This is a genomic window from Burkholderia sp. Bp9099 (assembly GCF_003857805.1).
Classification (GTDB): Bacteria; Pseudomonadota; Gammaproteobacteria; order Burkholderiales; family Burkholderiaceae; genus Burkholderia.
This window is the reverse complement of record NZ_QTPU01000019.1, coordinates 41,021-66,468: the sequence shown is the minus strand read 5'-3', so window position 1 is coordinate 66,468 and position 25,448 is coordinate 41,021. Positions and strand designations below refer to the sequence as shown.

The following is a 25,448-nucleotide window of genomic DNA, read 5'->3' as shown; positions in this document are numbered from 1 at the left end:
CGCGTGGCCGCTGACACGGCCTGCGCGGTGGCGCAGGTCATGACGAATATCGCCATAACATCAGTCATCGTATGAGATCGGTGCGATTGCGCCGATCGTTTTAGTGCCGGCGGCAGATCGTCCGGTCACCTGCATCGTGCGAGGGGCGGCGGGGCAGCGTTCCCGCCGCCGCCCGCGCCCCGGGGCGGCCCGGCTACCCGGACCGCCGGTCCTGCCCGATCAGCCCCCCTTCGTCACGATGGTCTTCCACGCGCCGCTCTTCACCTGGTACAGCGTCGACATCCCGCTCTTCAGCGAGCCGTCGTTCGCGAACGAGATGCGGCCGGTGACGCCTTCGAAGTCGACCTTCTTCAGCGCCGGGCGATAGACCTTCGGGTCGGTCGAGTTGGCCGCCTGCATCGCCTTGATCGCCGCCCACGCCGCGTCGTAGCCGAACTGCGCGTACGACAGCACGTCGACGCCGAAGCGCTTCTTGAAGCGCTGCTCGAAATCCTTGCCCTGCGGCAGCTCGTCGAGCGGCCGCCCGTATTCCCACGCCATCGCGCCTTCCGCGGCCGGGCCGGCGATCTTGATGAACTCGTTGTCCTTCACACCGCCGCCGCCGACGAACTGCGCGTTCAGCCCGAGCTGGCGCATCTGCTTGATGAAGTTCGCGGCGAGCGAGTCGAGACCGCCGAAGAAGATCAGGTCGGGGTTCTTGCCCTTCAGGCTCGTGATCTGCGCGCGGAAGTCGACCGCCTGGTTGCTGGTGAACTCGCGGCCGATGATGTTGCCGCCGGCCGCCTTCACGGCCTTCTCGAACTCGTCGGCCTCACCCTGGCCGAACGCGGTGCGGTCGTCGATGATCGCGATGCGCTTCGCCTTGGTCACGTCGACCGCGTACTTGCCCGCGTTGCCGGCGTTCTGGCCGTCGGTCGCGATCACCATGAACATGTTCGCGAGCCCGCGCGACGTGAGCGTCGGGTTGGTCGCGGCCGGGTCGATCACCGGAATGCCGGCCTTGTCGTAGACCACCGACGCCGGAATCGTCGTGCCCGAGTTGAAGTGGCCGACCACCACCGACACGTTCTGGTCGACGAGCGCCTGCGCGGCCTGCACGCCGATGCGCGGGTCGGCCTGGTCGTCCTGCACGACCAGGTCGAAATGCACGGGCTTGCCGGCGATCTGCACCTTCTGCGCGGCGGCGTCGTCGAGCGCGAGCTGCACGCCGTTCTGGAGATCCTTGCCGTAGCCGGCGTTCACGCCGGTGAGCGGCGCGGCAAAGCCGACCTTCACGTCGGACGCGTCGGCGGCCTGGGCGGCGTGTTGCGAGAGAAGGGCTACCGCGGATACGACCGATACCGACAACAGGGAATGACGGAATGTCATGTTCGTTCCTCTTGTTCTAACACCAGCGGGTGGGTACCGCACGCAGCCGGCGGGCCGGGCGCGTGCGACGGGCGGGCGGTTCGACCGCTTCTCGGAATCGGACGTGGAGGTCGGCTTGCTGATGCTTCCCGGAAAGGACCTCCCGTCAGGCTCTGCGAGGAGCCCCGATCGTCTCGATATATAGGTCGCCGATATGCGCGGGTCTTGGCAATTTGCCGCGCATTCGATGCGGATTTGCGCACAGCTTCCGCGCGAGCGCGGGCGGCTGGTATCGGGAGTTTCCCGTCACGAATGAACGGGAGGCGGGTGCGGGCGGGCGGCGCAACCCCCAGAGGGGGCCGCGCCGCGTTCGCCGTCGTCAGTCGGACAGGGCGTCCGACGCGGCTTCGGCGTCGTCATGCGACGCGTTCGTGCGGATCGCCGGGTCGCTCGTGCTCGGGCGGCCGGTCTCCACGTGGCCCGCGAAACGGCGCAGGAAGCCGAGCGGGCGGCCGTCGCTGACGGTCAGGTCGTACCAGCCGTGGCTGCCGCGCAGATCCCAGTAGTCGTCGACGTGCATACCCGGCTTGAGGTCGAACTCGCGCGCATGGCCGTGGCCGTAGGCGCTCGTCACCCTGAGCCGCACGGCCTGGTGGCCGCGGTTCATCAGGCGCAGCGTGATGTTGCCGTTCGCGACGTCGTAGCCGTAGATCACCTCGGGGTTGATGCTCGCGGGGCCGACCGCCATCGCCGCGGGACTGCGGAAGTGGCAGTAGAAGCCGTTCGGGCCGTACACGTCGAGGTCGTACAGGCCGAGCGACGGCGCCGGGCTCCACAGGTCGGAGAGCCGCTTGCCGGCGTCGACCGTGTAGGTCCACGGGCCGTCGACACGATTGCGCGCCTGGACCTGGAACGCCGCGCCCGCGGTGCCGGTGTTCGCGAAGGTCAGCCGGAACTGGCCGCTCGCATTGTCGATCCGGCCGTGCACGAACAGTTCGTACGGCAGCGCGCGCGCCGGACGCAGGCCTGCCTCCTGCTTCGGCAGATGCTGGACGACCGGCGGCACCGGGATGTAGTCGGGGTGACGGTTGCGGTCGGGCGGCGCGTAGCCGCTCGTGTCCGGGAGCTGCGGCCAGCTTGCGTCGGGCGTCGCGAAGTCGAACGCGGACGTCAGGTTGCCGCACACCGTGCGGCGCCACGGCGACACGTTCGCCGCGGTGACCGCGTACTGCGCGCCGAAGCGTGCTTCGATGAATTGCAGCAGCGACGTGTGATCGAAGGTCTGCGAGCAGACCCAGCCGCCCTTGGTCCACGGCGACACCACCAGCATCGGCACGCGCGGCCCGAGCCCGTACGGGCCGGCCATGTGCGACGCGTCGCCGGCGAATGCCTCGTTGGTCGTCGCGACCGTCGACAGCCCGTTCTCGCGCGACTGCGGTGCGAACGGCGGCGGCACGTGGTCGAAGAAGCCGTCGTTCTCGTCGTAGGTGATGAAGAGCGCGGTCTTGCTCCACACGTCCGGATTCGATACGAGCACCTTCAGCACCTGCTCGATGTACCACGCGCCGTAGTTCGCCGGCCAGTTCGGGTGCTCCGAGTACGCTTCCGGCGCGCAGATCCACGACACCTGCGGCAGCGTGCCGTTCTTCACATCCTGCTGCAGCACGTCGAACAGCGTGCCGCCGGCGCTGATGTTGGTGCCGGTGCGCGCCTTGTCGTACAGCGGCGTGCCGGGCAGCGCGCTGCGGTACTGGTTGAAGTAGAGCAGCGCGTTGTCGCCGTAGTTGCCGATGTACGGGTTCTGCGTCCAGCCCCACGAGCCGTTCGCGTCGAGCCCCGTGCCGACGTCCTGGTAGATCTTCCACGACACGCCGGCCTGCTCGAGCACTTCCGGATAGGTCGTCCAGCCGTAGCCCTTTTCCTCGTTGCCGAGCACCGGGCCGCCGCCCGTGCCGTCATTGCCGACGTAGCCGGTCCACATGTAGTAGCGGTTCGGGTCGGTCGAGCTCGGGATCGCGCAGTGGTACGCGTCGCAGATCGTGAACGCGTCGGCGAGCTGGTAGTGGAACGGGATGTCGTCGCGCTTCAGGTACGCCATCGTCGTGGTGCCCTTGTTCGGCACCCACTGGTCGTAGCGGCCCTTGTTCCATGCGGCGTGCATGTCCTGCCAGCCGTGCGGCAAGTCCTGCAGGAACTGCAGGCCGAGCTTGTCGGCGCCCGGGTGGAACGGCAGCAGCTCGGCCGGGCCGACCGGCTGATGGAACACCGACTTGCCGCTCGCGAGGCGCAGCGGGCGCGGGTCGCCGAATCCGCGGACACCACGCATCGTGCCGAAGTAATGGTCGAACGAACGGTTCTCCTGCATCAGGATCACGATGTGTTCGATATCGCGGATCGTGCCGGTACGGCGGTTCGAGGGGATGGCGAGCGCATCGCGGATCACGGGCGGGAACAGGTTCAGTGCGGCTGCGCCGGCGGTGCCGGCGGCGACGCGCAGGAAGTCACGACGGTTCGATCGGGTCATGGTCGTTATCGTGCGTTAAAGGGGGGAGCCGGTTGGCGGGACATGCGGAAAATGGACGCGCCCCGTGGCGCAGGATGCGGCTGCGCCGGGTCGTGCCGCCGCGAGCATAGCGAGAAATCGGTGTCATTCATGTGAAGTCCGGAAACGTTTGCAGGCGCGGCGTTGAACGGACAACGGCCGACGGTCGCGGTGCAACGGGCAGCGGGGACGCGGATAGCGGGAAAGCGGGAAAGCGGGAAAGCGGGAAAGCGGGAAAGCGGGAAAGCGGGAAAGCGGGAAAGCGGGACAGCGGACAGCAGGACAGCAGGACAGCAGGACAGCAGGACAGCAGGCAGCAGATGGCGCTTGACGCGCGCCGGCGATGCGGATGCAGCGGCGTCAGGCGTCCGTCACCCACGCGCCGAACCATTCGCTCGGGCGCGCGATTTCGTCCTGCGCGGCGACGAGTTCGAGCTCGTAGCGGCGTGCGTCGTAGGTTGCCTTCACGACCGCGTGCACCGCCGCGAGCGTGTGCTCGAACGCGGCGCGCACCGAGTCGCCGCGCAACCGGCGCGCGACGAAAATGGCGCTGGTGAGGTCGCCGACACCGACCGGATGGCGCGGAAACGCATACAGCGGGCGCTGGCCGATCCACGCTTCGGTCTCGGTGACGGCGAGCATGTTGAAGCGGTCGGCCGGGCTGCTGCGGTCGTGCAGGTGCTTGACGAGGATGATTTTCGGCCCGCGGCGGATCAGCGCGCGGCACGCGTCGACGGCTTCGGCGACGGTCTCGATGCGCCGCCCGGCGAGCTTCTGGAGCTCGGTGTGGTTCGGCGACATGCCGTCCGCGAGCGCCGGCATCTCCGCGACGATGAATTCCTCGACGCCGGGTTCGGGGCGGATGCCGCCCGTCTGGCCCATCGCCGGATCGCAGAAGTACCACGCGTTCGGGTTCATCGCCTTCACCGAGCGCACGATCTCGACCGTCGCGCGCGCCTGCGCCGGCGAGCCGAGGAAGCCGGACAGTACCGCGTCGCAGCGCTTGAGCGCGCCGATCGCGGCGACGCCGTCGACCAGCTGCTCCATCTTCGCGGCGTCGATCGCGCTACCGGCCCAGTGGCCGTACTGCATGTGATTCGACAGCTGGACGGTGTTGAGCGGCCAGACGTTGACGCCGAGGCGCTGCATCGGGAACACGGCCGCGCTGTTGCCGGCGTGTCCGTAGATGACGTGCGACTGAATGCTGAGGACGTTTTTCATGAGCGTTCGCCTGCAGGCGTTTCAGGGTCTCGTCACACGATACCCGAGTTCGTCGCGTGCGCGGAAGTCGCTCGGCCGACGAGTGTTGCGCGCCGTCGTCAGCCCGACCGCGTAGAATCGCGGGGCGTGAAGCCGCCCGGCTGACCGCGTGCATTTCCCATTACCGTGAGCGCCATGCCTTCGAATTGCAAGATGTTCTCCCTCGCGCGCGCGGCCGTGCTCGGCGCGGGCGTCGCCGCCGCATGCGCGACGTCGGTCGCGGTCGCCGTCCCGGCACCGGCCGGCAACGACGGGCCCGCGTACGGCCCTCGCCTGGAAGGCTTCGCCTATCCGGAGCCGGTGCATCGCTACGCGTTCGTGTCGCAGCGCGACACCCTCGAGATGATGTACATGGACGTGCAGCCGGCGCACCCGAACGGCCGCACCGTCGTGCTGCTGCACGGGAAGAACTTTTGCGCGGCGACCTGGGAAGACACGATCGGCGTGCTGAGCCGCGCCGGCTATCGCGTGATCGCGCCGGACCAGATCGGCTTCTGCAAGTCGTCGAAGCCCGAGCGCTACCAGTACAGCTTCCAGCAGCTCGCGCGCAACACGCATGCGCTGCTCGAGTCGGTCGGCGTGAAATCGGCGACGATCGTCGGCCATTCGACGGGCGGGATGCTCGCGATGCGTTACGCGCTGATGTACCCGAAGGCGACCGAGCAGCTCGTGCTGGTGAACCCGATCGGCCTCGAGGACTGGAAGGCGCTCGGCGTGCCGCCGCTGTCGGTCGACTACTGGTACGCACGCGAGCAGAAGACGACGGCGGACGGCATCCGCCGTTACGAGCAGGCGACCTACTACGCGGGCAAGTGGGCGCCGTCCTACGAGCGCTGGGTGCAGATGCTCGCCGGCATGTATCGCGGCCCGGGCCGCGACGCGGTCGCGTGGAACTCGGCGCTGATCTACGACATGATCCTCACGCAGCCGGTGGTCTACGAACTCGGCGCGATACGCGTGCCGACGCTGCTGCTGATCGGCGACAAGGACACGACCGCGATCGGCAAGGACGTGGCGCCGCCGGACGTGCACGCGAAGCTCGGCCGTTACCCGGAACTCGCGAAACGCACGCAGGCGGCGATTCCCGGCGCGCAGCTCGTCGAATTCCCGGCGCTCGGGCACGCGCCGCAGATCCAGGATCCGGACGCGTTCCACAAGGCGCTGCTCGACGGGATGGGGGCGGTGCACCCGCAGTGACGCGCAGGCGGGCGCACCCGCCTGGGTGGGCCGCCCGCCGGGTCAGCGGGTTTCGTTCGCGAGTTCGTCGCGGATCTGCGCGGCCAGCTCGAACGAGCGCACGCGCGCGGCGTGATCGTAGATCTGCGCGGTGATGATCACCTCGTTAGCGCCGGTTTGCGCGATCCGGTCGCGCAGCTTGTCGCGCACCGTGTCGCGCGAGCCGACGGCCGCGAACGACAGCGCATGCGCGACGTTCGCGAGTTCGAACTCGCTCGCCTCGAGCGCGTCGACGGGCGGCGGCAGCTTGCCGGGCGTGCCGCGGCGCAGGTTGATGAACTGCTGCTGCAGCGACGTGAAGAGGCGCCGCGCCTCGTCGTCGGTATCGGCCGCGAACACGTTGACGCCGACCATCGCATGCGGCTTCGGCCACGCGGCCGACGGCCGGTACTGCGCGCGATAGACTTCGAGCGCGCGCATCAGGTAGTCCGGCGCGAAGTGCGACGCGAACGCGAACGGCAGCCCGAGCATCGCGGCGAGTTGCGCGCTGAAGAGGCTCGAACCGAGCAGCCACACGGGCACGTCCAGCCCCGCGCCGGGCACCGCGCGCACGCGCTGGCCGGGCACCGGTTCCGCGAAGTAGCGCTGCAGCTCGGCGACGTCGTCCGGAAACGAGTCGGCGCTGCCGATCAGGTCGCGGCGCAGCGCGCGCGACGTGGTCTGGTCGGTGCCGGGCGCGCGACCGAGCCCGAGGTCGATGCGCCCCGGATACAGCGACGCGAGCGTGCCGAACTGCTCGGCGATCACGAGCGGCGCATGGTTCGGCAGCATGATCCCGCCCGAGCCGACGCGGATCGTCTTCGTCGCTCCCGCCACGTGGCCGATCACGACGGCCGTCGCCGCGCTCGCGATGCCGGGCATGTTGTGATGTTCGGCGAGCCAGTAGCGGCGATAACCGAGGCGCTCCGCGTGCTGCGCGAGATCGACGGTGTTGCGGAACGCCTGCGCGGCGTCTGCGCCGGCGGGAATGGGGGCGAGATCGAGTACGGAAAACGGAATCATCGGGTGGCCTTCGGAAGGGAGGGGCGCGGTGATGCGGATGCGCAACAGTTGGCGATGATTTTGCCAAAGGGTTCCGGAACGCGCTGGCGACGCGCGGATACCCATGCGCCTTTCAGGGGCGCAAGGTGGCGCGGGCAACTGTTGCAAAAATCAATCTAATCACCGAATAATTACCGATCTTTACGGCGATTGGGCATGTCTTCGCATCGACATACAAATTTCCACGAAACGTTTGATTTTCAAGACTGCAATCCGCCTGCAAAGTGCTTACGCTAACGTGAACGAGGTGGCACCGGAATGGTTCCCCGGCCGCACAGCTTTGCCGAAATCGCAGTAGTCCGTTTCGCGTGGTGCCAAGCGCGGGGTGGCGCGGGCTGCTAAAATCCGGCGCCTGTCCATGTTGTGCCGACGGTAGCCATTAGAATCTTCCCGCATCCCGTCCGGGCATCGCGCGAGGATGTGCCACGCGATGCCGGGCATGGCCGCTTTCGGGGAAATGGGCCGTGCCTCCCCATTACACAGACGCTGCTGGAACAAGGAGTCGGGTCGTGCCCGCGTTCGTTGCTGTCGGAATACCCAATCACGTTCAACCCGGTTCGATCGGTCGGCAGGGCGCCCGCGTCGCCGGAGGGCGTCGCGCATGACGCCGACCGTCACGCTGCTCGACTGGCTCCTGACCGTGTTCACGCTGGCTGCGGCCGGCTATGCGTTCGTCGCGGCGTTCGCGCCGCGCCCGCGCACGCCGCGCACCGCCGCACGCGACGGTTTCGAGCCCGTCAGCGTGCTCAAGCCGCTGTGCGGCGCCGAGCCGCACCTGTACGAGAACCTCGCGACGTTCTGCGAACAGCGCCACCCGCGCCATGAAGTGCTGTTCGGGGTCGCGTCGGCCTCCGATCCGGCGGTCGCCGTGGTCGAGCGGCTGCGCGCCGATTATCCGGAATGCGACATCACGCTCGTGATCGACGCGCGCGTGCACGGCAAGAACCTGAAGGTCAGCAACCTGATCAATCTCGCCGAACGCGCGAAGTACGGCCGCATCGTGATCGCGGACAGCGACATCGCGGTGAAGCCGGACTATCTGGAGCGCGTGACGGCGCCGCTCGCCGACGCGTCGGTCGGGGTCGTCACGTGCCTGTATCATGCGCGCAGCGTCGGCGGGTTCTGGACGCGGATCGGCGCGCAGTTCGTCGATGCGTGGTTCGCGCCGTCGGTACGGATCACGCACCTCGGCCGCTCGAGCCGCTTCGGTTTCGGCGCGACGCTCGCGCTCACGCGCGACACGCTCGAGCGGATCGGCGGTTTTCTCGCGTTGAAGGACGAGCTGGCCGACGACTTCTGGCTGGCCGAGCTGCCGCGCCGCCTCGGGCGGCGCACCGTGCTGTCCGAGGTCGAGGTCGCGACCGACGTGATCGAGCCGTCGTTCGGGCCGCTCTGGCACCGCGAGACGCGCTGGCTGCGCACGATCCGTTCGCTGAACCCGGCCGGCTTCGCGTTCCTGTTCATCACGTTTACCGCGCCGTGGCTCGCGATCGGCGCGGCGCTCGCGCTGCGTCTCGACGGCACCATCGCCGGCACGCTGGCGGGTGGCGCGGCCGTGGTGGGCGCGTTCGGGCGGCTGGTGCTGCACGCGCGCGGCGAGGACGGCTGGCGCGCGTTCTGGCGCGACCTGCCGCTCGTCGCGGTGCGCGACACGCTGCTCGCGCTCGAATGGCTCGCGGCCGTGTTCGGCACGCACGTCGTGTGGCGCGGCGCGCGGATGACGGTCGTCGGCGGCGAACGCGCGACGGTGATCGTGGAGGGCGGGGACGGCCGCTGACGTACGTTCCCCGAAGGGAACCGGCGATGCGCCCGGTCCCGATCGAATCCGGCCCGAAGGCCGAGACGCGTTGCGCGGCCACGTCGCGCGACGCGACATGACAGAGAGGCGGGCGCCGGCAGGGCGGCCCGCGGTTGATTGACTGAATCGTTGAAACGAATCGAACTATGCAGGCTACCGGAGCATTCATGAAAACGCTGTTCTTGCAGGCCCCTTCGTATGACGGCTTCGACGGCGGAGCCGGCTCGCGCTATCAGGCGAAGCGCGAAATCCGTTCCTTCTGGTACCCGACGTGGCTCGCGCAGCCGGCCGCGCTCGTGCCGGGCAGCCGCGTCGTCGACGCGCCGGCCGACGGCCTGTCGGTCGAGGAAACGCTGAAGATCGCCAACGACTACGATCTCGTGATCATCCACACGAGCACGCCGTCGTTCCCGACCGACGCGATGTTCGCGCAGGATCTGAAGAAGATGAAGCCGTCGATGCTGGTCGGCATGGTGGGCGCGAAGGTGATGGTCGATCCGCACAACTCGCTCACGGCGAGCGACGCGATCGACTTCGTGTGCCGCGAGGAATTCGACTACACCTGCAAGGAAATCGCCGAAGGCAAGCCGTTCCCCGAGATCAAGGGCTTGAGCTGGCGCGCGAAGGACGGCTCGATCGAGCACAACGAAGCGCGTCCGATCCTCGAGAACATGGACGAACTGCCGTTCGTCGCGCCCGTCTACAAGCGCGACCTGAAGATCGACAACTACTTCATCGGCTACCTGAACTACCCGTACGTGTCGATCTACACGGGCCGCGGCTGCAAGTCGCGCTGCACGTTCTGCCTGTGGCCGCAGACGGTCAGCGGCCACCGCTACCGCACGCGCTCGGTCGAGAACGTGCTCGCGGAAGCGAAGTGGATCCGCGACAACATGCCGGAAGTGAAGGAGCTGATGTTCGACGACGACACCTTCACCGACGACCTGCCGCGCGCCGAAGCGATCGCCATCGGCCTGGGCAAGCTCGGCATGACGTGGTCGTGCAACGCGAAGGCGAACGTGCCGTACAAGTCGCTGAAGATCATGAAGGAAAACGGCCTGCGCCTGCTGCTGGTCGGCTTCGAATCCGGCGACGACCAGATCCTCGTGAACATCAAGAAGGGCGTGCGCACCGATTTCGCGCGCCGCTTCAGCGCGGACTGCAAGAAGCTCGGGATCAAGATCCACGGCACCTTCATCCTCGGCCTGCCGGGCGAGACGCAGGACACCATCAAGAAGACGATCGAGTACGCGAAGGAAATCAATCCGCACACGATCCAGGTGTCGCTCGCCGCGCCGTATCCGGGCACGACGCTTTACAAGCAGGCCGTCGAGAACGGCTGGATGGAAGAGAACAAGACCATCAACCTGGTCAGCAAGGAAGGCGTGCAGCTCGCGGCGATCGGCTATCCGCACCTGTCGCGCGACGAGATCTATCACCATCTCGAGCAGTTCTATCGCCAGTTCTACTTCCGCCCGTCGAAGATCTGGGAGATCGTCCGCGAGATGCTGACGAGCTGGGACATGATGAAGCGTCGCTTGCGCGAAGGCGTCGAGTTCTTCCGCTTCCTGCGCGCGCACGAGGCCTGATTCGTGGCGACGCAGCGGGCGGCGCGGGCGCTGATCTTCACCGCGGACGACTTCGGGCTGCATCCGCGCGTCAACGCGGCGGTCGAGCGCGCGCATCGCGACGGCGTGCTGAACGCCGCGAGCCTGATGGTCGGTGCGCCCGCGGCGCAGGACGCGATCGAACGCGCGCGGCGCCTGCCGTCGCTCGCGGTCGGCCTGCATCTCGTCCTCGCGGACGGGCCGGCCACGCTGCCCGCGCATGACATTCCCGCGCTCGTCGGCCGCGACGGGCGCTTCGGCGATGCGATGGCGAAGGACGGCTGCCGCTTCTTCTTCCTGCCGCACGTGCGTGCGCAGCTGCGCCGCGAGATCCGCGCGCAGTTCGACGCGTTCGCGGCGAGCGGCCTGCCGCTCGACCACGTGAACGCGCACAAGCATTTCCACCTGCATCCGACCGTGCTGTCGATGATCATCGAGATCGGCCGCGACTACGGGCTGCGTGCGGTGCGGCTGCCGTACGAAACGCGCGCGCCCGCGCTGCTCAAGCCGTGGATCGCGCTGGTGCGCGCGCGGCTCGACCGTGCGGGGCTCGCGCACAACGACTACGTGGTCGGCATCGAGCATACGGGCGCGATGGACGAGCGCGTGCTGCTCGACGCGCTCGCGGCGCTGCCGCCCGGGGTCGGCGAGATCTACTGTCATCCGGCGGAAGCCGGGGACGGCCCGATCACGCCGACGATGGCCGCTTACCGGCCGGTCGACGAACTGGATGCGCTGCTGTCGCCGCGCGTCGCGGCCGCGCTGAAGGCCGCGGGCGTCGCGACCGGCGGTTTTGCCGACGTGTTCGGCCAGCCGGCGGCGCGGCGCGGCACGCACGCGTCGCGCGAAGCGGGGGCGCAGCCGTCATGACCAAGTGGATCAAATGGCTCGGCTGGCCGATCGGCATCGGGATCCTGCTCGCGCTCGGGCTGCACGAAGGCATCGGCGACGTGACGCGGATGCTCGAGCGCGCCGGCTTCGCGCTGCTGTGGCTCGTGCCGTTCCATGCGCTGCCGCTGCTGCTCGACGCGTATGCGTGGCACCAGCTGCTCGACCGGCGCGCGTCGCTGTCGTTCCTGTGGTGGGTCGCGACCGTGCGTGAAGCGGTGAACCGGCTGCTGCCGGTCGTCGGGATCGGCGGCGAGCTGGTCGGGATCCGGATGGCGCGCTGGCAGGTGCCCGACGCGAGCCGCGTGACCGCGTCGGTGATCGTCGAGGTGCTGGTGACGATCGTCGTCCAGTATGCGTTCGCGGCGCTCGGCCTCGTGCTGCTGCTCGCGACGACGCACGACATGGGCGGCGGCACGATCGGCCTCGCGCTGCTGCTGACCCTGCCGCTGCCGGTGCTCGGCGTCGTGCTGATGCGGCGCGGCGGGATCTTCCATGCGATCGAGCGGTTCGCGGGGCGTCTGCTCGGCGATTCGCACCGGTTGCTGCAGGGCGTCGACGGCCGCCGCCTCGACGGCGACATCGACGCGCTGATGTCGCGCACGCCGCTGCTGTTCAGTGCGTTCTTCTGGCAGCTGTCCGGCTACGTGCTCGGCGCGCTCGAAATCTACTGGGCGCTCGCGCTGCTCGGTCATCCGGTCTCGATCGGCGGCGCGATCGCGATCGAGGCGATGACGCAGGCCGTGCGGCATGCGGCGTTCATGGTGCCGGGCGGTCTCGGCGTGCAGGAGGCGACCGTCGTGCTGCTCGCGCAGATGTTCGGCGTCGATCGCGAGACGGCGCTGTCGCTCGCGCTGGTCAAGCGCGGCCGCGAGGTGCTGTTCGGCTGTCTCGCGCTCGGGTCGTGGCAACTGGCCGAGCTGGTGCGCACGCGCCACCGGATCAAGGCGGTGCCGGCCGGGCCGCGCACCCCGCAAGCGGGCCGCGAGGCCCAGGTGCAAACCGAAACGACGCATTGATCACGAGACGGGCCGCGCGGTCCGTCTCGCGCTTTTGGCGTTGCGCGGGTATCCTTGCCGCGTGTTTTCTCGACGCGCATTTCTTCCGATGATCTTCCGTTTCCGGCTGCTTCCCGTCACGATGCTGGCCGCCGCGCTGGCGCTGACCGGCTGCGACGACAAGCAAGGCAATCTCGACGTGCAACGTATCAGGGACTTCTTCAACGCGATCAAGCCGGCGCCGCTGCTGCTCAAGGGGCTGAAGGCCGGCGTCTCGACCGAAGCCGACGTGCGCGCCACGATGGGCAAGCCCGAGACCGAGCGCGCGTTCACCGACGGCTCGAAGCGCCTCGAATACCCGCGCGGCCCGATGGGCAACCAGACCTGGTTCGTCGACCTCGACCCGGGCGGGTATTACACGGGCGCGACGCAGGTGCTGACCGCCGAGAACTTCGCGAAGGTGCGCCCGGGGATGACCGAGGACGAGGTGCGCCGCCTGCTCGGCAAGCCGGGCGACGTCGCGCAGTATCCGCTGAAGCCCGAGACCGTATGGAGCTGGCGCTGGCTCGAGGACGGCGTCAACACCGACGCGTTCTTCAACGTCCATTTCGGCCCGGACGGGCTTGTCTATACGACTTCGCGCTCCGACATCCTGAAAGGGCGCTGAACCCGCGTCCGGCGCTATATCGAAAAAGCGACCGGAAAATTGCAAAAAGTCCGCTTCCCTGCGTGTCATCCGACTGTCAGGAAGCGGCTTTTTTCCTTTTGAAACAGCGCGATAGGCCGTGCCTGCAAATGGTAGGGTGAATTGCTGCGACGCAGCAATCGCGCGCACGGTGATTTGAGGCAAACAATTTCGCTTGCGACTATCCGCGTCAGCCCGGCGCCGGACAGTGAGCGCGCCGGTGTTCACATCAACACTGGAGACGCGCGTGTTCCTTTACGGCTTTGGTCCTGTCCTCTGGGCCGGCACCGTGCAGACCATCGAGCTGTCGGTGCTGTCGCTCGCCGCTGCGGTGGCGCTGGGGCTGATCGGCGCGGTGGCGAAGCTGTCGCACAACCGGGTGCTGCGAGCGGTCGCGACCGGTTATACGACGCTGATCCGCTCGGTGCCCGATCTCGTCCTGATGCTGCTGTTGTTCTACAGCATCCAGATCTGGCTGAACCAGTTCACCGACCTCGTCGGCTGGGACCAGATCGACATCGACCCGTTCGTCGCCGGCGTGCTGACGCTCGGCTTCATCTACGGCGCGTACTTCACCGAGACGTTCCGCGGTGCGTTCCTGTCGGTGCCGCGCGGCCAGCTCGAGGCCGGCTCGGCGTACGGGATGAGCGGGCTGCGCGTGTTCGTGCGGATCATGTTTCCGCAGATGATGCGCTTCGCGCTGCCTGGCATCGGCAACAACTGGCAGGTGCTCGTGAAGGCGACCGCGCTGGTGTCGATCATCGGTCTCGCGGACGTCGTGAAGGCGGCGCAGGACGCCGGCAAGAGCACGTTCAACATGTTCTTCTTCATCCTCGTTGCGGCGCTGATCTACCTCGCGATCACGACCGTTTCCAACCTCGTGCTGATCCAGCTCGAGAAACGTTATTCCACGGGCGTGCGCCACGCAGAACTATGATCGAGATCCTCCAGGAATTCGGCCAGGCGTTCCTTTACTGGGACGGCCAGCGCCTCTCCGGCCTTGCGGTGACGCTGTGGCTGCTCGTCGCGTCGATTTCGCTCGGCTTCGTGTGCGCGGTGCCGCTCGCGGTCGCACGCGTGTCGAAGAAGAAGTGGCTGTCGATGCCGGTGCGGTTCTACACGTACGTGTTCCGCGGCACGCCGCTCTACGTGCAGCTGCTGTTGCTGTACACGGGCATGTACAGCCTCGAGTTCGTGCGCTCGCACTCGCTGCTCGACGCGTTCTTCCGCAGCGGCTTCAACTGCGCGATCCTCGCGTTCGCGCTGAACACCTGCGCGTACACGACCGAGATCTTCGCGGGTGCGATTCGTGCGATTCCGCACGGCGAGGTCGAGGCGGCGCGTGCGTACGGGATGTCGCCGTTCACGATGTACCGCCGGGTGATCCTGCCGTCGGCGCTGCGCCGTGCGCTGCCGCTGTACAGCAACGAGGTGATCCTGATGCTGCACGCGACCACCGTTGCGTTCACGGCGACCGTGCCCGACATCCTGAAGGTCGCGCGTGACGCCAATTCCGCGACCTACATGGCGTTCCAGTCGTTCGGGATCGCCGCACTGATCTATCTTGCGGTATCGTTCGCACTCGTCGCGGCATTTCGCCGGGCGGAGCGCCACTGGCTCGCGTATCTCGCGGCCGGCCGTCATTGATTTCATTCGAGGAGAGCCAGATGGCCGAGATCACTCAAACGAGCGCGTCCGCTTCCACCAAGCTTGCCGCGGTCGACATTCACAAGCGCTATGGCGACAACGAGGTGCTCAAGGGCGTGTCGCTGAACGCGAAGGCCGGCGACGTCATCAGCATCATCGGCGCCAGCGGTTCCGGCAAGAGCACGTTCCTGCGCTGCATCAATTTTCTCGAGCGGCCGAATGCGGGGCAGATCGTCGTCGACGGCGAGGCCGTGCGCACCAGGACCGACCGCGCCGGTGCGCTCGAGGTGGCCGATCACAAGCAGCTGCAGCGCATCCGCACCAAGCTCGCGATGGTGTTCCAGCACTTCAATCTGTGGGCGCACATGAACGTGCTCGAGAACGTGATGGAAGCGCCGGTGCACGTGCTCGGCATTGCGAAGAAGGAAGCCGAGGAGCGTGCGCGCGAGTACCTGGAGAAGGTCGGTTTGCCGCCGCGCGTCGAGAAGCAGTATCCGTCGCATTTGTCGGGTGGCCAGCAGCAGCGTGTCGCGATCGCGCGGGCGCTGGCGATGCATCCGGACGTGATGCTGTTCGACGAGCCGACGTCGGCGCTCGACCCGGAACTGGTCGGCGAAGTGCTGAAGGTGATGCAGAAGCTGGCCGAGGAAGGCCGCACGATGATCGTCGTCACGCACGAGATGGGTTTCGCGCGCAACGTGTCGAATCACGTGATGTTCCTGCATCAGGGGCGGACCGAGGAAGAGGGTGATCCGAAGGAGGTGCTGGTGCGTCCGCAGAGCGAGCGTCTGAAGCAGTTCCTGTCGGGTAGCCTCAAGTAACGCGAAGGGCGTTTCATACGTGGTACCGGTGTCTCGTCCCGCAGGCGCCACCCGCACGACGCAGGTGGCGATCGTTGCATTGCCGCCCGTGTCGATGTCGGGTGTGGGTCCGATCGTCGATGCGTTGCATCTCGCGAACGAGATCGACGGGCGCTTGCTGTATCGCTGGCAGGTGTGTTCGTGGGACGGGCGGCCGGTGCCGCTCGCCGGCGGCGCGCAGTGGCATGCCGATGCGGCGTTCAACGATGCGATCGCGTGCGACTGGCTGATCGTCGTGTCGGAGCGGTTTCAGCAGTTTGCCGACTATCGGTTGTTTCTTGCGAGTCTCGCGCGGGTGGGGCAGCGCACGCCGGTCGTCACGGGGATTCACCACGGCGTGTGGTGGCTCGCGATGGCCGGGCAGCTTTCCGGATATCGCGTGAGCGTGAACTGGGAGACGTATCAGCAGTTTGCCGAACAGTTCGAGCGCTCGATCGTCACGCAGCAGATCTTCGAGATCGATCGCGATCGGGCGACCTGTGCGGGCGGGCAGGCGACCGTCGATTTCATGCTGGCCATGATCGGCCGGGAACACGGGGCGGACCTGGGTGAGCGCATTGCCGACGCGCTCGGGGCCGGCACGCTGCGCAGCGGCGAGGAGCGGCAGCGGATTCCTTTTGTGACCGCGCCCGGTGAGCGGCATCCTCGGCTGAACGATGCGTTGCTTTTGATGGAAGCCAATGTCGAGGATCCTTTGACGACCGATGAGATCGCCGGGCTCGTCGGCGTGTCGCGGCGGCAGCTGGAGCGGCTCTTCCGGCAGTATCTCGGGGCGATGCCCTCCAAGTATTACCTCAATCTCCGGTTGCTCAAGGCTCGCACGCAGTTGCAGCGGACCAGCAAGTCGGTCGTTCAGGTGAGCCTCGCCTGTGGGTTTTCTTCTGCTGCGCACTTTTCTAATGCGTACCGCGAAAGGTTTGGGGTCACGCCTCGGGAGGATCGGAGAGCCTGGCTCGAGAAGCAGACCGGCGGTGGGGGGGAGCCTCGCGGGGGCGCGCTTGTTGAGCGGGGGGCTAAGGATTGATTCTGTTTTTTTGATGGTGCGCTTGCGTTTGACGTGAAGCACCTGCGATCGTGTCGGTCTATTAGCGTCGCCCCTGCGCGGGGCGGCGGTTACTTTTCTTTGTCTTGCCAAAGAAAAGTAACCAAAAGAAAGGCGCCCGGATAACGCATGACTTCCCGGTGCCGTAGTCCACCAAGTGGCCCTCGCCTAAGTGTCCGCGCCAGTCGGGAACCCGGAGTGGTTCGAGCAATGGTTCTGACACCACTCCCTACGCAACGGAGCGGTATACCGCCCGCTAGCTCCATCCTCGCTATGCTCGGCTGCAAGGTTCTTCGGCCGCATTCATGCGCCCGCGCCACGCATGGACACCCACTGATCAGTTCCCCAAATCAGTGAGGGGCCGCTGTACCACAACGACGATTTCAATTTATTCAATTCATGCGTCGCTTGCCGCAATTGTGCAAATCAATCGACCGACAGCTTTGCGAAGCGGGACGTGTGGACCTGTCGACCGAGCGAAGCGAGGGCGGAGCTAGCGGGCGGTATACCACTCCGCGGGGTGGTGAGTGGTGTCGGAACCATTGCTCGAACCACTCCGGGTTCCCGACTGGCGCGGACACTTAGGCGAGGGCCACTTGGTGGACTACGGCACCGGGAAGTCATGCGTTATCCGGGCGCCTTTCTTTTGGTTACTTTTCTTTGGCAAGACAAAGAAAAGTAACCGCCGCCCCGCGCAGGGGCGACGCTAATAGACCGACACGATCGCAGGTGCTTCACGCCAAACGGCGAGCGCACCGCCAAAAAACCGCGAAACAGCAACCAAGCACAAAACGCCACGCCCCCCGCCGGGGAGAGGCAAAATAAAGCGCCCTATCCGCTTCCGATAGAACCCGTCGCAATTCCGCAAGACGCTTGCGTCACCCTTACCTAAACTTGATCCTGTTGAACCCTCTTACGAAACCGAAAGGAACGACCATGACGACCTCGACCGTGACCCGCCAGACATTCGACGAAGTGATGGTGCCGGTATTCTCCCCCGCGCCGTTCGTGCCGGACCGTGCAGAGGGCTCGCGCGTGTGGGACACGGCCGGCCGCGAATACGTGGATTTCGCCTGCGGCATCGCCGTCACGTCGCTCGGCCACGGCCACCCGGAACTGCTGAAGGTCCTGGACGAACAAGGCCGCAAGCTCTGGCACATCGGCAACGGCTACACGAACGAGCCGGTGCTGCGCCTCGCGAAGCGCCTCGAAGCGCTGACCTTCGCCGACCGCGCATTCTTCGCGAACTCGGGCGCGGAAGCGAACGAAGCCGCGCTGAAACTCGCGCGCCGCGTCGCATTCGACCGCCACGGCGCCGACAAGTACGAAATCGTGTCGTTCGTCCAGTCGTTCCACGGCCGCACGTTCTTCACGGTCAGCGTCGGCGGCCAGCCGAAATACTCGGAAGGCTTCGGCCCGGTGCCGGAAGGCATCAAGCACCTGCCGTTCAACGACATCGAAGCGGCCAAGGCCGCGATCGGCCCGCAAACCTGCGCGGTGATCGTCGAGCCGGTGCAGGGCGAAGGCGGCGTGATCCCGGCCGATCCGGCCTTCCTGAAGGCACTGCGCGAAGCGTGCGACGCCAACGACGCAGTGCTGATCTTCGACGAAGTGCAGACGGGCGTTGGCCGCACGGGCCAGTTCTACGCATACATGGACACGGGCGTCACGCCGGACATCCTCACGACCGCGAAGGCACTCGGCAACGGTTTCCCGATCGGCGCGATGCTGACGACGAACGAACTGGCCGCCCACTTCAAGGTCGGCGTGCACGGCACGACGTACGGCGGCAACCCGCTCGCGTCGGCGATCGCGGACAAGGTCGTCGAGCTGATCGGCGACCCGGCGCTGCTCGAAGGCGTGCGCGAACGCAGCGTGCGCCTGAAGGGCGCGCTGGAACGCATCAACGCACGCTTCGGCATCTTCAAGGACATCCGCGGCAAGGGCCTCCTGGTCGGCGCGGAACTCACCGCCGCATTCGACGGCCGCGCGAAGGACTTCGTCACCGCCGCCGCCGAGAACGGCCTGATCATGCTGATCGCGGGCCCGAACGTGCTGCGCTTCGTGCCGTCGCTCGTGATCCCGTTCGACCTGCTCGACGAAGGCGTGAAGCGCTTCGAGAAGGCAGTCGAGCAGGTGCTCGCGGCCCAGGAAGCCACCGCGCGCTGAGCGGCGCGCCCATCGCAGACAGGAACGACGATGCTATTTGTTCGCCCCGGCAAACTCACGGATCTCGATGCGCTCGCGCACATGGCGCGCACCGCGCAGCCGGTCCTGCACTCGCTGCCGCACGATCGCGCGGCGCTCGAAGCGCGCGTGGCGCTCTCCGAGGATTCGTTTCGCGCGGACGTCGACTTCGCCGGCGAGGAGTTCTATCTCTTCGTGCTCGAGGATTCGTCGACGGGCAAGCTGCTCGGCACGGCGAGCATCGTGGCCGCGGCCGGCTACTCGGAACCGTTCTACGCATTCCGCAACGATGCACTGATCCACGCGTCGCGCGAGCTGCACGTGAACCGCAAGATCCACGCGCTCACGATGTCGCACGAGCTGACCGGCAAGAGCCGGCTGGCGGGCTTCTACGTCGATCCGTCGCTGCGCGGCGACGCGGCCGCGCACCTGATCTCGCGTGCGCGGATGATGTACATCGCCGCGAACCGCCGCCGCTTCACGCCGGAAGTGTTCACGCTGCTGCTCGGCGTGAGCGACAGCACGGGCGCATCGCCGTTCTGGGAAGCGGTGGGCCGCAAGTTCTTCGGCCGCAACTTCACCGACGTCGACATCGCGTCGGGCGGCCGCAGCCGCACGTTCATCGCGGAAGTGATGCCGGCGTATCCGCTCTACGTGCCGCTGCTGCCGGAAGCCGCGCAGCGCGTGCTCGGCGAGCCGAACGAAACGGCGCTGCTCGCGTACGACATCCATCTCGAGGAAGGCTTCGAGCCGGACCGCTTCGTCGACATCTTCGACGCGGGCCCCGTGCTGACCGCGCAGGTCGACCGCACCGCATGCGTGAAGCACGGCGCGGAGCGCACGGTGCGCGAAGCCGCGCATCAGCAGGGCGACGTCGCGTACATAGTGTCGACCGGCAGCGGCGAATCGTTCCGCTGCGTGCTGGCCGACCTGCCGGGCGATACGGCCGACGCGCCGCTCGCCGGCGACGTGCGCGCGGCGCTCGATGTGAAGGATGGTGATGTCGTGCGCTGCGTGCCGCTGCACCGCCGCGACGATGAAGACATGAAGGGAGACGCAGCATGATCGTCGTTCGGGTCGTACAAACGGGCGACGTCGACGCGCTCGTGTCGCTCGCTAAGGAAACCGGGCCGGGCCTGACCACGTTCAAGCCCGATCGCGACGCGCTCGCCGCGCGCATCGAACGCACGCGCCGCACGCTCGACGGCGAGGCCGCGCCGGGCGAGGCCGGCTACTTCTTCGTGATGGAAGAATCGAAGACGGGCGACATCGCGGGCGTGTGCGGGATCGAGACGCAGGTCGGCCTCGAACAGCCGTTCTACAACTATCGCGTGAGCACGGTCGTGCACGCGAGCCAGGAGCTCGGTGTGTGGACGCGGATGTCCGCGCTCAACATCTCGCACGACCTGACGGGCTACGCGGAAGTGTGCTCGCTGTTCCTGAGCCCGCGTTACCGCACGGGCGGCGTCGGCGGCCTGCTGTCGCGCTCGCGCTTCATGTTCATCGCGCAGTTCCGCGAACGCTTCCCGGAACGCATCTGCGCGGAACTGCGCGGCCACTTCGACGAGGACGGAACGTCGCCGTTCTGGCGCGCGGTCGGTTCGCACTTCTACCAGATCGATTTCAACGCGGCCGACTACCTCAGCTCGCACGGCCGCAAGTCGTTCCTCGCGGAACTGATGCCGCGCTATCCGGTGTACGTCGACCTGCTGCCGCAGGACGCGCAGGACGCGGTCGGCCTCACGCACCGCGACACGCTGCCGGCCCGCAAGATGCTCGAGGCCGAAGGGCTGCGCTACCAGAACCACGTCGACATCTTCGACGCGGGCCCGGTGCTCGAATGCCACATCAACGACCTGCGCACGGTGCGCGAGAGCGTCGTCGTGCCGGTCGCGATCGGCGTGCCCGACGTGCGGGAAGATATGCCGAAGTCGCTCGTATCGAACACGTCGCTCGGCGATTTCCGCGTCGGCGTCGCGCCGGGCGTGGTCGTGAACGGGTCATTCGTGCTGTCGGCCGACGATGCCGCCGCGCTCGACGTGAAGGCCGGCGATCCGGTCCGCGTGCTGCCGCTCAAAGTCAAACAGGGATAAACGAATCATGACGGAACTCTTCATCGACGGCGCCTGGGTCGCAGGCTCGGGCCCCGTCTTCGCTTCGCGCAACCCGGGCACGGACGCGATCGCATGGCAGGGCGAAAGCGCGTCGGCGGCCGACGTCGACCGCGCGGTCGCGAGCGCGCGCCGCGCGTTCGCCGGCTGGTCGGCGCTCGACTTCGAAGCGCGCTGCGAAATCGTCAAGCGCTTCGCCGCGCTGCTCACCGAACGCAAGGAAGCGATCGCGACCGCGATCGGTCGCGAGACCGGCAAGCCGCTGTGGGAAGCCCGCACCGAAGTCGCGGCGATGGCCGCGAAGGTCGGCATCTCGATCCAGGCCTACCAGGAACGCACCGGCGAGAAGCGCCAGGACATGGCCGACGGCGTCGCGGTGCTGCGCCATCGCCCGCACGGCGTCGTCGCGGTGTTCGGTCCGTACAACTTTCCCGGCCATTTGCCGAACGGTCATATCGTGCCGGCGCTGATCGCGGGCAACGCGGTCGTGTTCAAGCCGTCGGAGCTCGCCCCGGGCGTCGCGCGCGCGACGGTCGAGGTGTGGCAGGAAGCCGGTCTGCCGGCCGGCGTGCTGAACCTCGTGCAGGGCGAGAAGGACACGGGCATCGCGCTCGCGAATCACCGGCAGATCGACGGGCTGTTCTTCACCGGCAGCTCTGATACCGGCACGCTGCTGCACAAGCAGTTCGGCGGCCGTCCGGAAATCGTGCTCGCGCTCGAGATGGGCGGCAACAACCCGCTCGTGATCGGCGAAGTCGAGGACGTCGACGCGGCCGTGCATCACACGATCCAGTCGGCGTTCCTGTCTGCCGGCCAGCGCTGCACGTGCGCACGCCGCATCTTCGTGCCGCACGGCGCGTTCGGCGACCGCTTCCTCGCACGCTTCGCCGACGTCACGTCGAAGATCACGGCCGACGTGTTCGACGCCGATCCGCAGCCGTTCATGGGCGCGGTGATCTCGGCACGCGCGGCCGCCAAGCTCGTCGACGCGCAGTCGCGCCTGATCGAGCAGGGTGCGCAGCCGATCATCGCGATGACGCAGCGCGATCCGCGCTTGGGCTTCGTGAACGCGTCGATCATCGACGTGACCGGCGTGGCGAACCTGCCCGACGAAGAGCACTTCGGCCCGCTCGCGCAGATCGTCCGCTACGCGACGTTCGACGAAGCGATCGAGCGCGCGAACGACACGGCGTTCGGCCTGTCGGCCGGCCTGCTCGCCGACGACGCCAACGCATGGGACCACTTCCGCCGCACGATTCGTGCGGGGATCGTCAACTGGAACCGCCCGACCAACGGCGCATCGTCGGCCGCGCCGTTCGGCGGCACGGGCCGCTCGGGCAACCATCGGCCGAGCGCGTACTACGCGGCCGACTATTGCGCGTATCCGATGGCGTCGGTGGAAAGCACCCAACTGACCTTGCCCGCGAGCCTGTCGCCGGGCCTGCATTTCTGATCGAGGGAACGACGATGAACGCACAAGAAGCCAATTTCGACGGACTCGTCGGCCCGACCCACAACTACGCCGGGCTGTCGTTCGGCAACGTGGCGTCGCTCAACAACGAGAAGTCGGCCGCGAATCCGAAGGCCGCCGCGAAGCAGGGGCTGCGCAAGATGAAGCAGCTCGCGGACCTCGGCTTCGCGCAAGGCGTGCTGCCGCCGCAGGAGCGTCCGTCGCTGCGCCTGCTGCGCGAGCTCGGCTTCTCCGGCAAGGATGCGGACGTGATCGCGAAGGCCGCGAAGCAGGCACCGGAGCTGCTCGCCGCGGCGAGCTCGGCGTCGGCGATGTGGACCGCGAATGCGGCGACCGTCAGCCCGTCGGCCGACACGAGCGACGGCCGCGTGCACTTCACGCCGGCCAACCTGTGCAGCAAGCTGCATCGCGCGATCGAGCACGAAGCGACGCGCCGCACGCTGTCGACGCTGTTCGCCGATCCCGCGCACTTCGCGGTGCACGAGGCGCTGACGGGCACGCCGGCACTCGGCGACGAGGGCGCGGCCAACCACACGCGCTTTTGCGCCGAATACGGCCTGCCGGGCGTCGAGTTCTTCGTGTACGGCCGCGCGGAATACCGCCGCGGCGTGGAGCCGAAGCGCTTCCCGGCGCGCCAGACCTTCGAGGCGAGCCGCGCGGTTGCGCATCGCCACGGTCTCGCCGAAACGGCGACGGTCTATGCGCAGCAGGATCCGGACGTGATCGATGCAGGCGTGTTCCACAACGACGTGATCTCGGTCGGCAACCGCGACACGCTGTTCACGCACGAGCGCGCGTTCGTCAACAAGCAGGCGATCTACGACACGCTGACGGCCGCGCTCGACGCGCGCGGCGCGCGGCTGAACGTGATCGAGGTGCCCGATGCGGCCGTGAGCGTGAACGATGCGGTCACGTCGTACCTGTTCAACAGCCAGCTGCTGTCGCGCGCGGACGGCTCGCAGGTGCTCGTCGTGCCGCAGGAATGCCGCGAGAACGCGAACGTTGCCGCCTATCTCGACCAGCTCGCGGCCGGCAACGGCCCGATCCGCGACGTGCTCGTGTTCGACCTGCGCGAAAGCATGAAGAACGGCGGCGGCCCGGCTTGCCTGCGCCTGCGCGTCGTGCTGAACGACGCCGAGCGTGCGGCCGTCACGTCGAACGTGTGGATCAACGACACGCTGTTCGCGTCGCTCGACGCGTGGATCGAAAAGCACTACCGCGACCGTCTCGCACCGGAAGACCTCGCCGATCCGACGCTGCTCGACGAATCGCGCACGGCGCTCGACGAGCTCACGCAGATCCTGCGCGTCGGGTCGCTGTATGACTTCCAGCGCTGAGTCCCGCGTGCCGGCCGCCGTGCTGCTCGACGACTTCCTCGCGTTCACGCTCGCGGGCGACGCGCCGGCCGTGAAGGTCGGCGCGTGCGCGAACGGCGCGGTGCGCTGGCATTGGCTCGGCGACGGGCTGCTCGCGCTCGAGCCGGCAGCGAATGAAGCGGGCGCTGCGGCGCGTGCGAGCGTGCTGGTGTCGGCCGGCGTGCATGGCGACGAGACCGCGCCGATCGAGCTGCTGTCGATGCTCGTGCGCGATCTCGCGGCGGGCACGTTGCCGCTCGCGTGCCGCCTGCTCGTCGTGCTCGGCAACGTGCCGGCGATGCGCGCGGGCGCACGCTATCTCGACGACGACCTGAACCGCCTGTTCAGCGGCCGTCACGCACAAGTGCCCGCGAGCCGCGAAGCGCCGCGCGCGGTGCAGCTCGAAGCGGCGGCCGCCGCGTTCTTCGCGGACGCGCCGGCCGGCAGCGCGCGCTGGCACGTCGACATGCACACGGCGATCCGCGCATCGGTGTTCGAACAGTTCGCGCTGCTGCCCCACACGGGCACGCCGCCGGCCCGCAAGATGGTCGAATGGCTCGGCGATGCGCGCATCGCGGCCGTGCTGCTGCATACCGCGAAGGGCAACACGTATTCGCATTACACGGCCGAGCACTGCGGCGCGCTCGCGTGCACGCTCGAACTCGGCAAGGTGCGGCCGTTCGGCCAGAACGACCTGTCGCGCTTCGCGCCGGCGGACCGTGCGGTGCGCAAGCTCGTGTCCGGTGCGCCGCGCGACGTCGACGCCGCGTTGCCGCGCGTGTTCACCGTGATCGACCAGATCACGAAGCAGAGCGATGCGCTCGAGCTGTTCGTCGCGGCCGACGTCGCGAATTTCACCGCGTTCGCGCGCGGCACGGTACTCGCGCAGGACGGCGACTACCGCTACACGGTGCAGCACGACGAGGAGCGCATCGTGTTTCCGAATCCGGCCGTGAAGCCGGGCCTGCGCGCGGGGCTGCTGGTGGTCGATACGACGCGCGAGACGCTGGCCGCACTCGTCTGATCCAAGGCCGGTGGCGCGTGGCTGCGGGGGCCGCGGCACGCGCATCGTCCGGCCGCATTTCCTTTTTTGCGATCGACGCCCGCATGCCGCGCGGATGGCCCGTGCGTCGCGCTTGCGTATTTGCGACATCGTCTTGCAAGTTCGACGGCGCATCCTGCCGTCATCGTGCACGCAGCGCAGCATCGCGGGCCGGCGGCCGCTTTGCCGTGCCGGGCCCCGCGGATTGGTACAATCGCGGCCTTGCGGCTGTTGCGCCGCATCAAGGCGCGGCATCGGCATTGGCGTCGTCATCCGACCCTGCGATGATGCATGCGCCCGTAGTTCCGGAACATTCGAGTATCGAGGAGAA

General features: G+C 67.5%; 20 protein-coding genes. 16 read left to right on the top strand and 4 right to left on the bottom strand.

Annotated features, from left to right (window positions below):
- Positions 1-219: 219 nt before the first annotated feature.
- The 3 genes from DIE17_RS22420 to pdxY form a co-directional block, all read right to left on the bottom strand.
- Positions 220-1,368, bottom strand: a complete 1,149-nt coding sequence (locus DIE17_RS22420) for a branched-chain amino acid ABC transporter substrate-binding protein (RefSeq protein WP_044844737.1) — start codon at positions 1,366-1,368, stop codon at positions 220-222.
- Positions 1,369-1,726: 358 nt separating this feature from the next.
- Entirely contained in the window at positions 1,727-3,871 is a 2,145-nt protein-coding gene (locus tag DIE17_RS22410; protein ID WP_124921308.1) for a phosphocholine-specific phospholipase C, read from the bottom strand.
- Positions 3,872-4,249: 378 nt separating this feature from the next.
- Positions 4,250-5,110 carry a pyridoxal kinase PdxY gene (pdxY, locus tag DIE17_RS22405; protein ID WP_124487408.1) on the bottom strand — a complete coding sequence of 287 codons (861 nt, stop codon included), beginning with the start codon at positions 5,108-5,110 and terminating at the stop codon, positions 4,250-4,252.
- 174 nt (positions 5,111-5,284) lie between these two features.
- On the opposite strand from pdxY, the gene DIE17_RS22400 reads away from it, so the two are divergent.
- Complete coding sequence (locus DIE17_RS22400; protein ID WP_124487407.1) at positions 5,285-6,346, top strand: alpha/beta fold hydrolase; 1,062 nt, start codon at positions 5,285-5,287, stop codon at positions 6,344-6,346.
- 42 nt (positions 6,347-6,388) lie between these two features.
- Here DIE17_RS22400 and DIE17_RS22395 read toward each other — a convergent pair whose 3' ends face one another.
- A complete protein-coding gene (locus DIE17_RS22395; RefSeq protein ID WP_124487406.1) occupies positions 6,389-7,387 on the bottom strand; it encodes an LLM class flavin-dependent oxidoreductase in 999 nt (332 codons plus the stop codon).
- Between the two features lie 640 nt (positions 7,388-8,027).
- Here DIE17_RS22395 and hpnI point away from each other — a divergent pair.
- From hpnI to astE, 15 genes are all read left to right on the top strand, one after another.
- Entirely contained in the window at positions 8,028-9,203 is a 1,176-nt protein-coding gene (gene hpnI, locus DIE17_RS22390) for a bacteriohopanetetrol glucosamine biosynthesis glycosyltransferase HpnI (RefSeq protein WP_124521343.1), read from the top strand.
- A gap of 167 nt (positions 9,204-9,370) precedes the next feature.
- Positions 9,371-10,813 (top strand): hopanoid biosynthesis associated radical SAM protein HpnJ, encoded by a 1,443-nt coding sequence (hpnJ, locus tag DIE17_RS22385; protein WP_308234889.1) that lies wholly within the window; start codon positions 9,371-9,373, stop codon positions 10,811-10,813.
- 3 nt (positions 10,814-10,816) lie between these two features.
- On the top strand, positions 10,817-11,701 hold the full coding sequence (hpnK, locus tag DIE17_RS22380; protein ID WP_124487405.1) for a hopanoid biosynthesis-associated protein HpnK: 885 nt from the start codon (positions 10,817-10,819) through the stop codon (positions 11,699-11,701).
- Complete coding sequence (locus tag DIE17_RS22375) at positions 11,698-12,738, top strand: HpnL family protein (RefSeq protein WP_124521341.1); 1,041 nt, start codon at positions 11,698-11,700, stop codon at positions 12,736-12,738. The genes hpnK and DIE17_RS22375 overlap by 4 nt, the downstream gene beginning before the upstream one ends.
- A gap of 88 nt (positions 12,739-12,826) precedes the next feature.
- The gene (locus tag DIE17_RS22370; protein ID WP_044849120.1) at positions 12,827-13,384 is read left to right on the top strand and encodes a lipoprotein; all 558 of its coding nucleotides are present in this window, start codon (positions 12,827-12,829) and stop codon (positions 13,382-13,384) included.
- A 265-nt stretch (positions 13,385-13,649) separates the two neighbouring features.
- Positions 13,650-14,339: an ABC transporter permease gene (locus DIE17_RS22365; protein WP_044849121.1), complete on the top strand. Its 690-nt coding sequence runs from the start codon at positions 13,650-13,652 to the stop codon at positions 14,337-14,339.
- Positions 14,336-15,049, top strand: a complete 714-nt coding sequence (locus DIE17_RS22360; RefSeq protein ID WP_044849122.1) for an ABC transporter permease — start codon at positions 14,336-14,338, stop codon at positions 15,047-15,049. Before DIE17_RS22365 ends, DIE17_RS22360 begins: the two co-directional genes overlap by 4 nt.
- Positions 15,050-15,069: 20 nt before the next feature.
- Complete coding sequence (locus DIE17_RS22355; protein ID WP_124487404.1) at positions 15,070-15,870, top strand: ABC transporter ATP-binding protein; 801 nt, start codon at positions 15,070-15,072, stop codon at positions 15,868-15,870.
- A gap of 19 nt (positions 15,871-15,889) precedes the next feature.
- Entirely contained in the window at positions 15,890-16,933 is a 1,044-nt protein-coding gene (locus DIE17_RS22350; protein ID WP_124487403.1) for a GlxA family transcriptional regulator, read from the top strand.
- A gap of 954 nt (positions 16,934-17,887) precedes the next feature.
- Entirely contained in the window at positions 17,888-19,120 is a 1,233-nt protein-coding gene (locus DIE17_RS22340) for an aspartate aminotransferase family protein (protein WP_044849125.1), read from the top strand.
- 30 nt (positions 19,121-19,150) lie between these two features.
- Positions 19,151-20,203, top strand: a complete 1,053-nt coding sequence (gene aruF, locus DIE17_RS22335; protein WP_124521339.1) for an arginine/ornithine succinyltransferase subunit alpha — start codon at positions 19,151-19,153, stop codon at positions 20,201-20,203.
- Positions 20,200-21,231, top strand: a complete 1,032-nt coding sequence (gene astA / locus DIE17_RS22330; RefSeq protein WP_124521337.1) for an arginine N-succinyltransferase — start codon at positions 20,200-20,202, stop codon at positions 21,229-21,231. Before aruF ends, astA begins: the two co-directional genes overlap by 4 nt.
- 7 nt (positions 21,232-21,238) lie before the next feature.
- Complete coding sequence (gene astD, locus DIE17_RS22325) at positions 21,239-22,702, top strand: succinylglutamate-semialdehyde dehydrogenase (RefSeq protein WP_124521335.1); 1,464 nt, start codon at positions 21,239-21,241, stop codon at positions 22,700-22,702.
- A 14-nt stretch (positions 22,703-22,716) separates the two neighbouring features.
- Positions 22,717-24,057 (top strand): N-succinylarginine dihydrolase, encoded by a 1,341-nt coding sequence (gene astB, locus DIE17_RS22320; protein ID WP_124487399.1) that lies wholly within the window; start codon positions 22,717-22,719, stop codon positions 24,055-24,057.
- Positions 24,041-25,099: a succinylglutamate desuccinylase gene (astE, locus tag DIE17_RS22315; RefSeq protein ID WP_124521333.1), complete on the top strand. Its 1,059-nt coding sequence runs from the start codon at positions 24,041-24,043 to the stop codon at positions 25,097-25,099. Before astB ends, astE begins: the two co-directional genes overlap by 17 nt.
- The last annotated feature ends 349 nt before the right edge of the window (positions 25,100-25,448 follow it).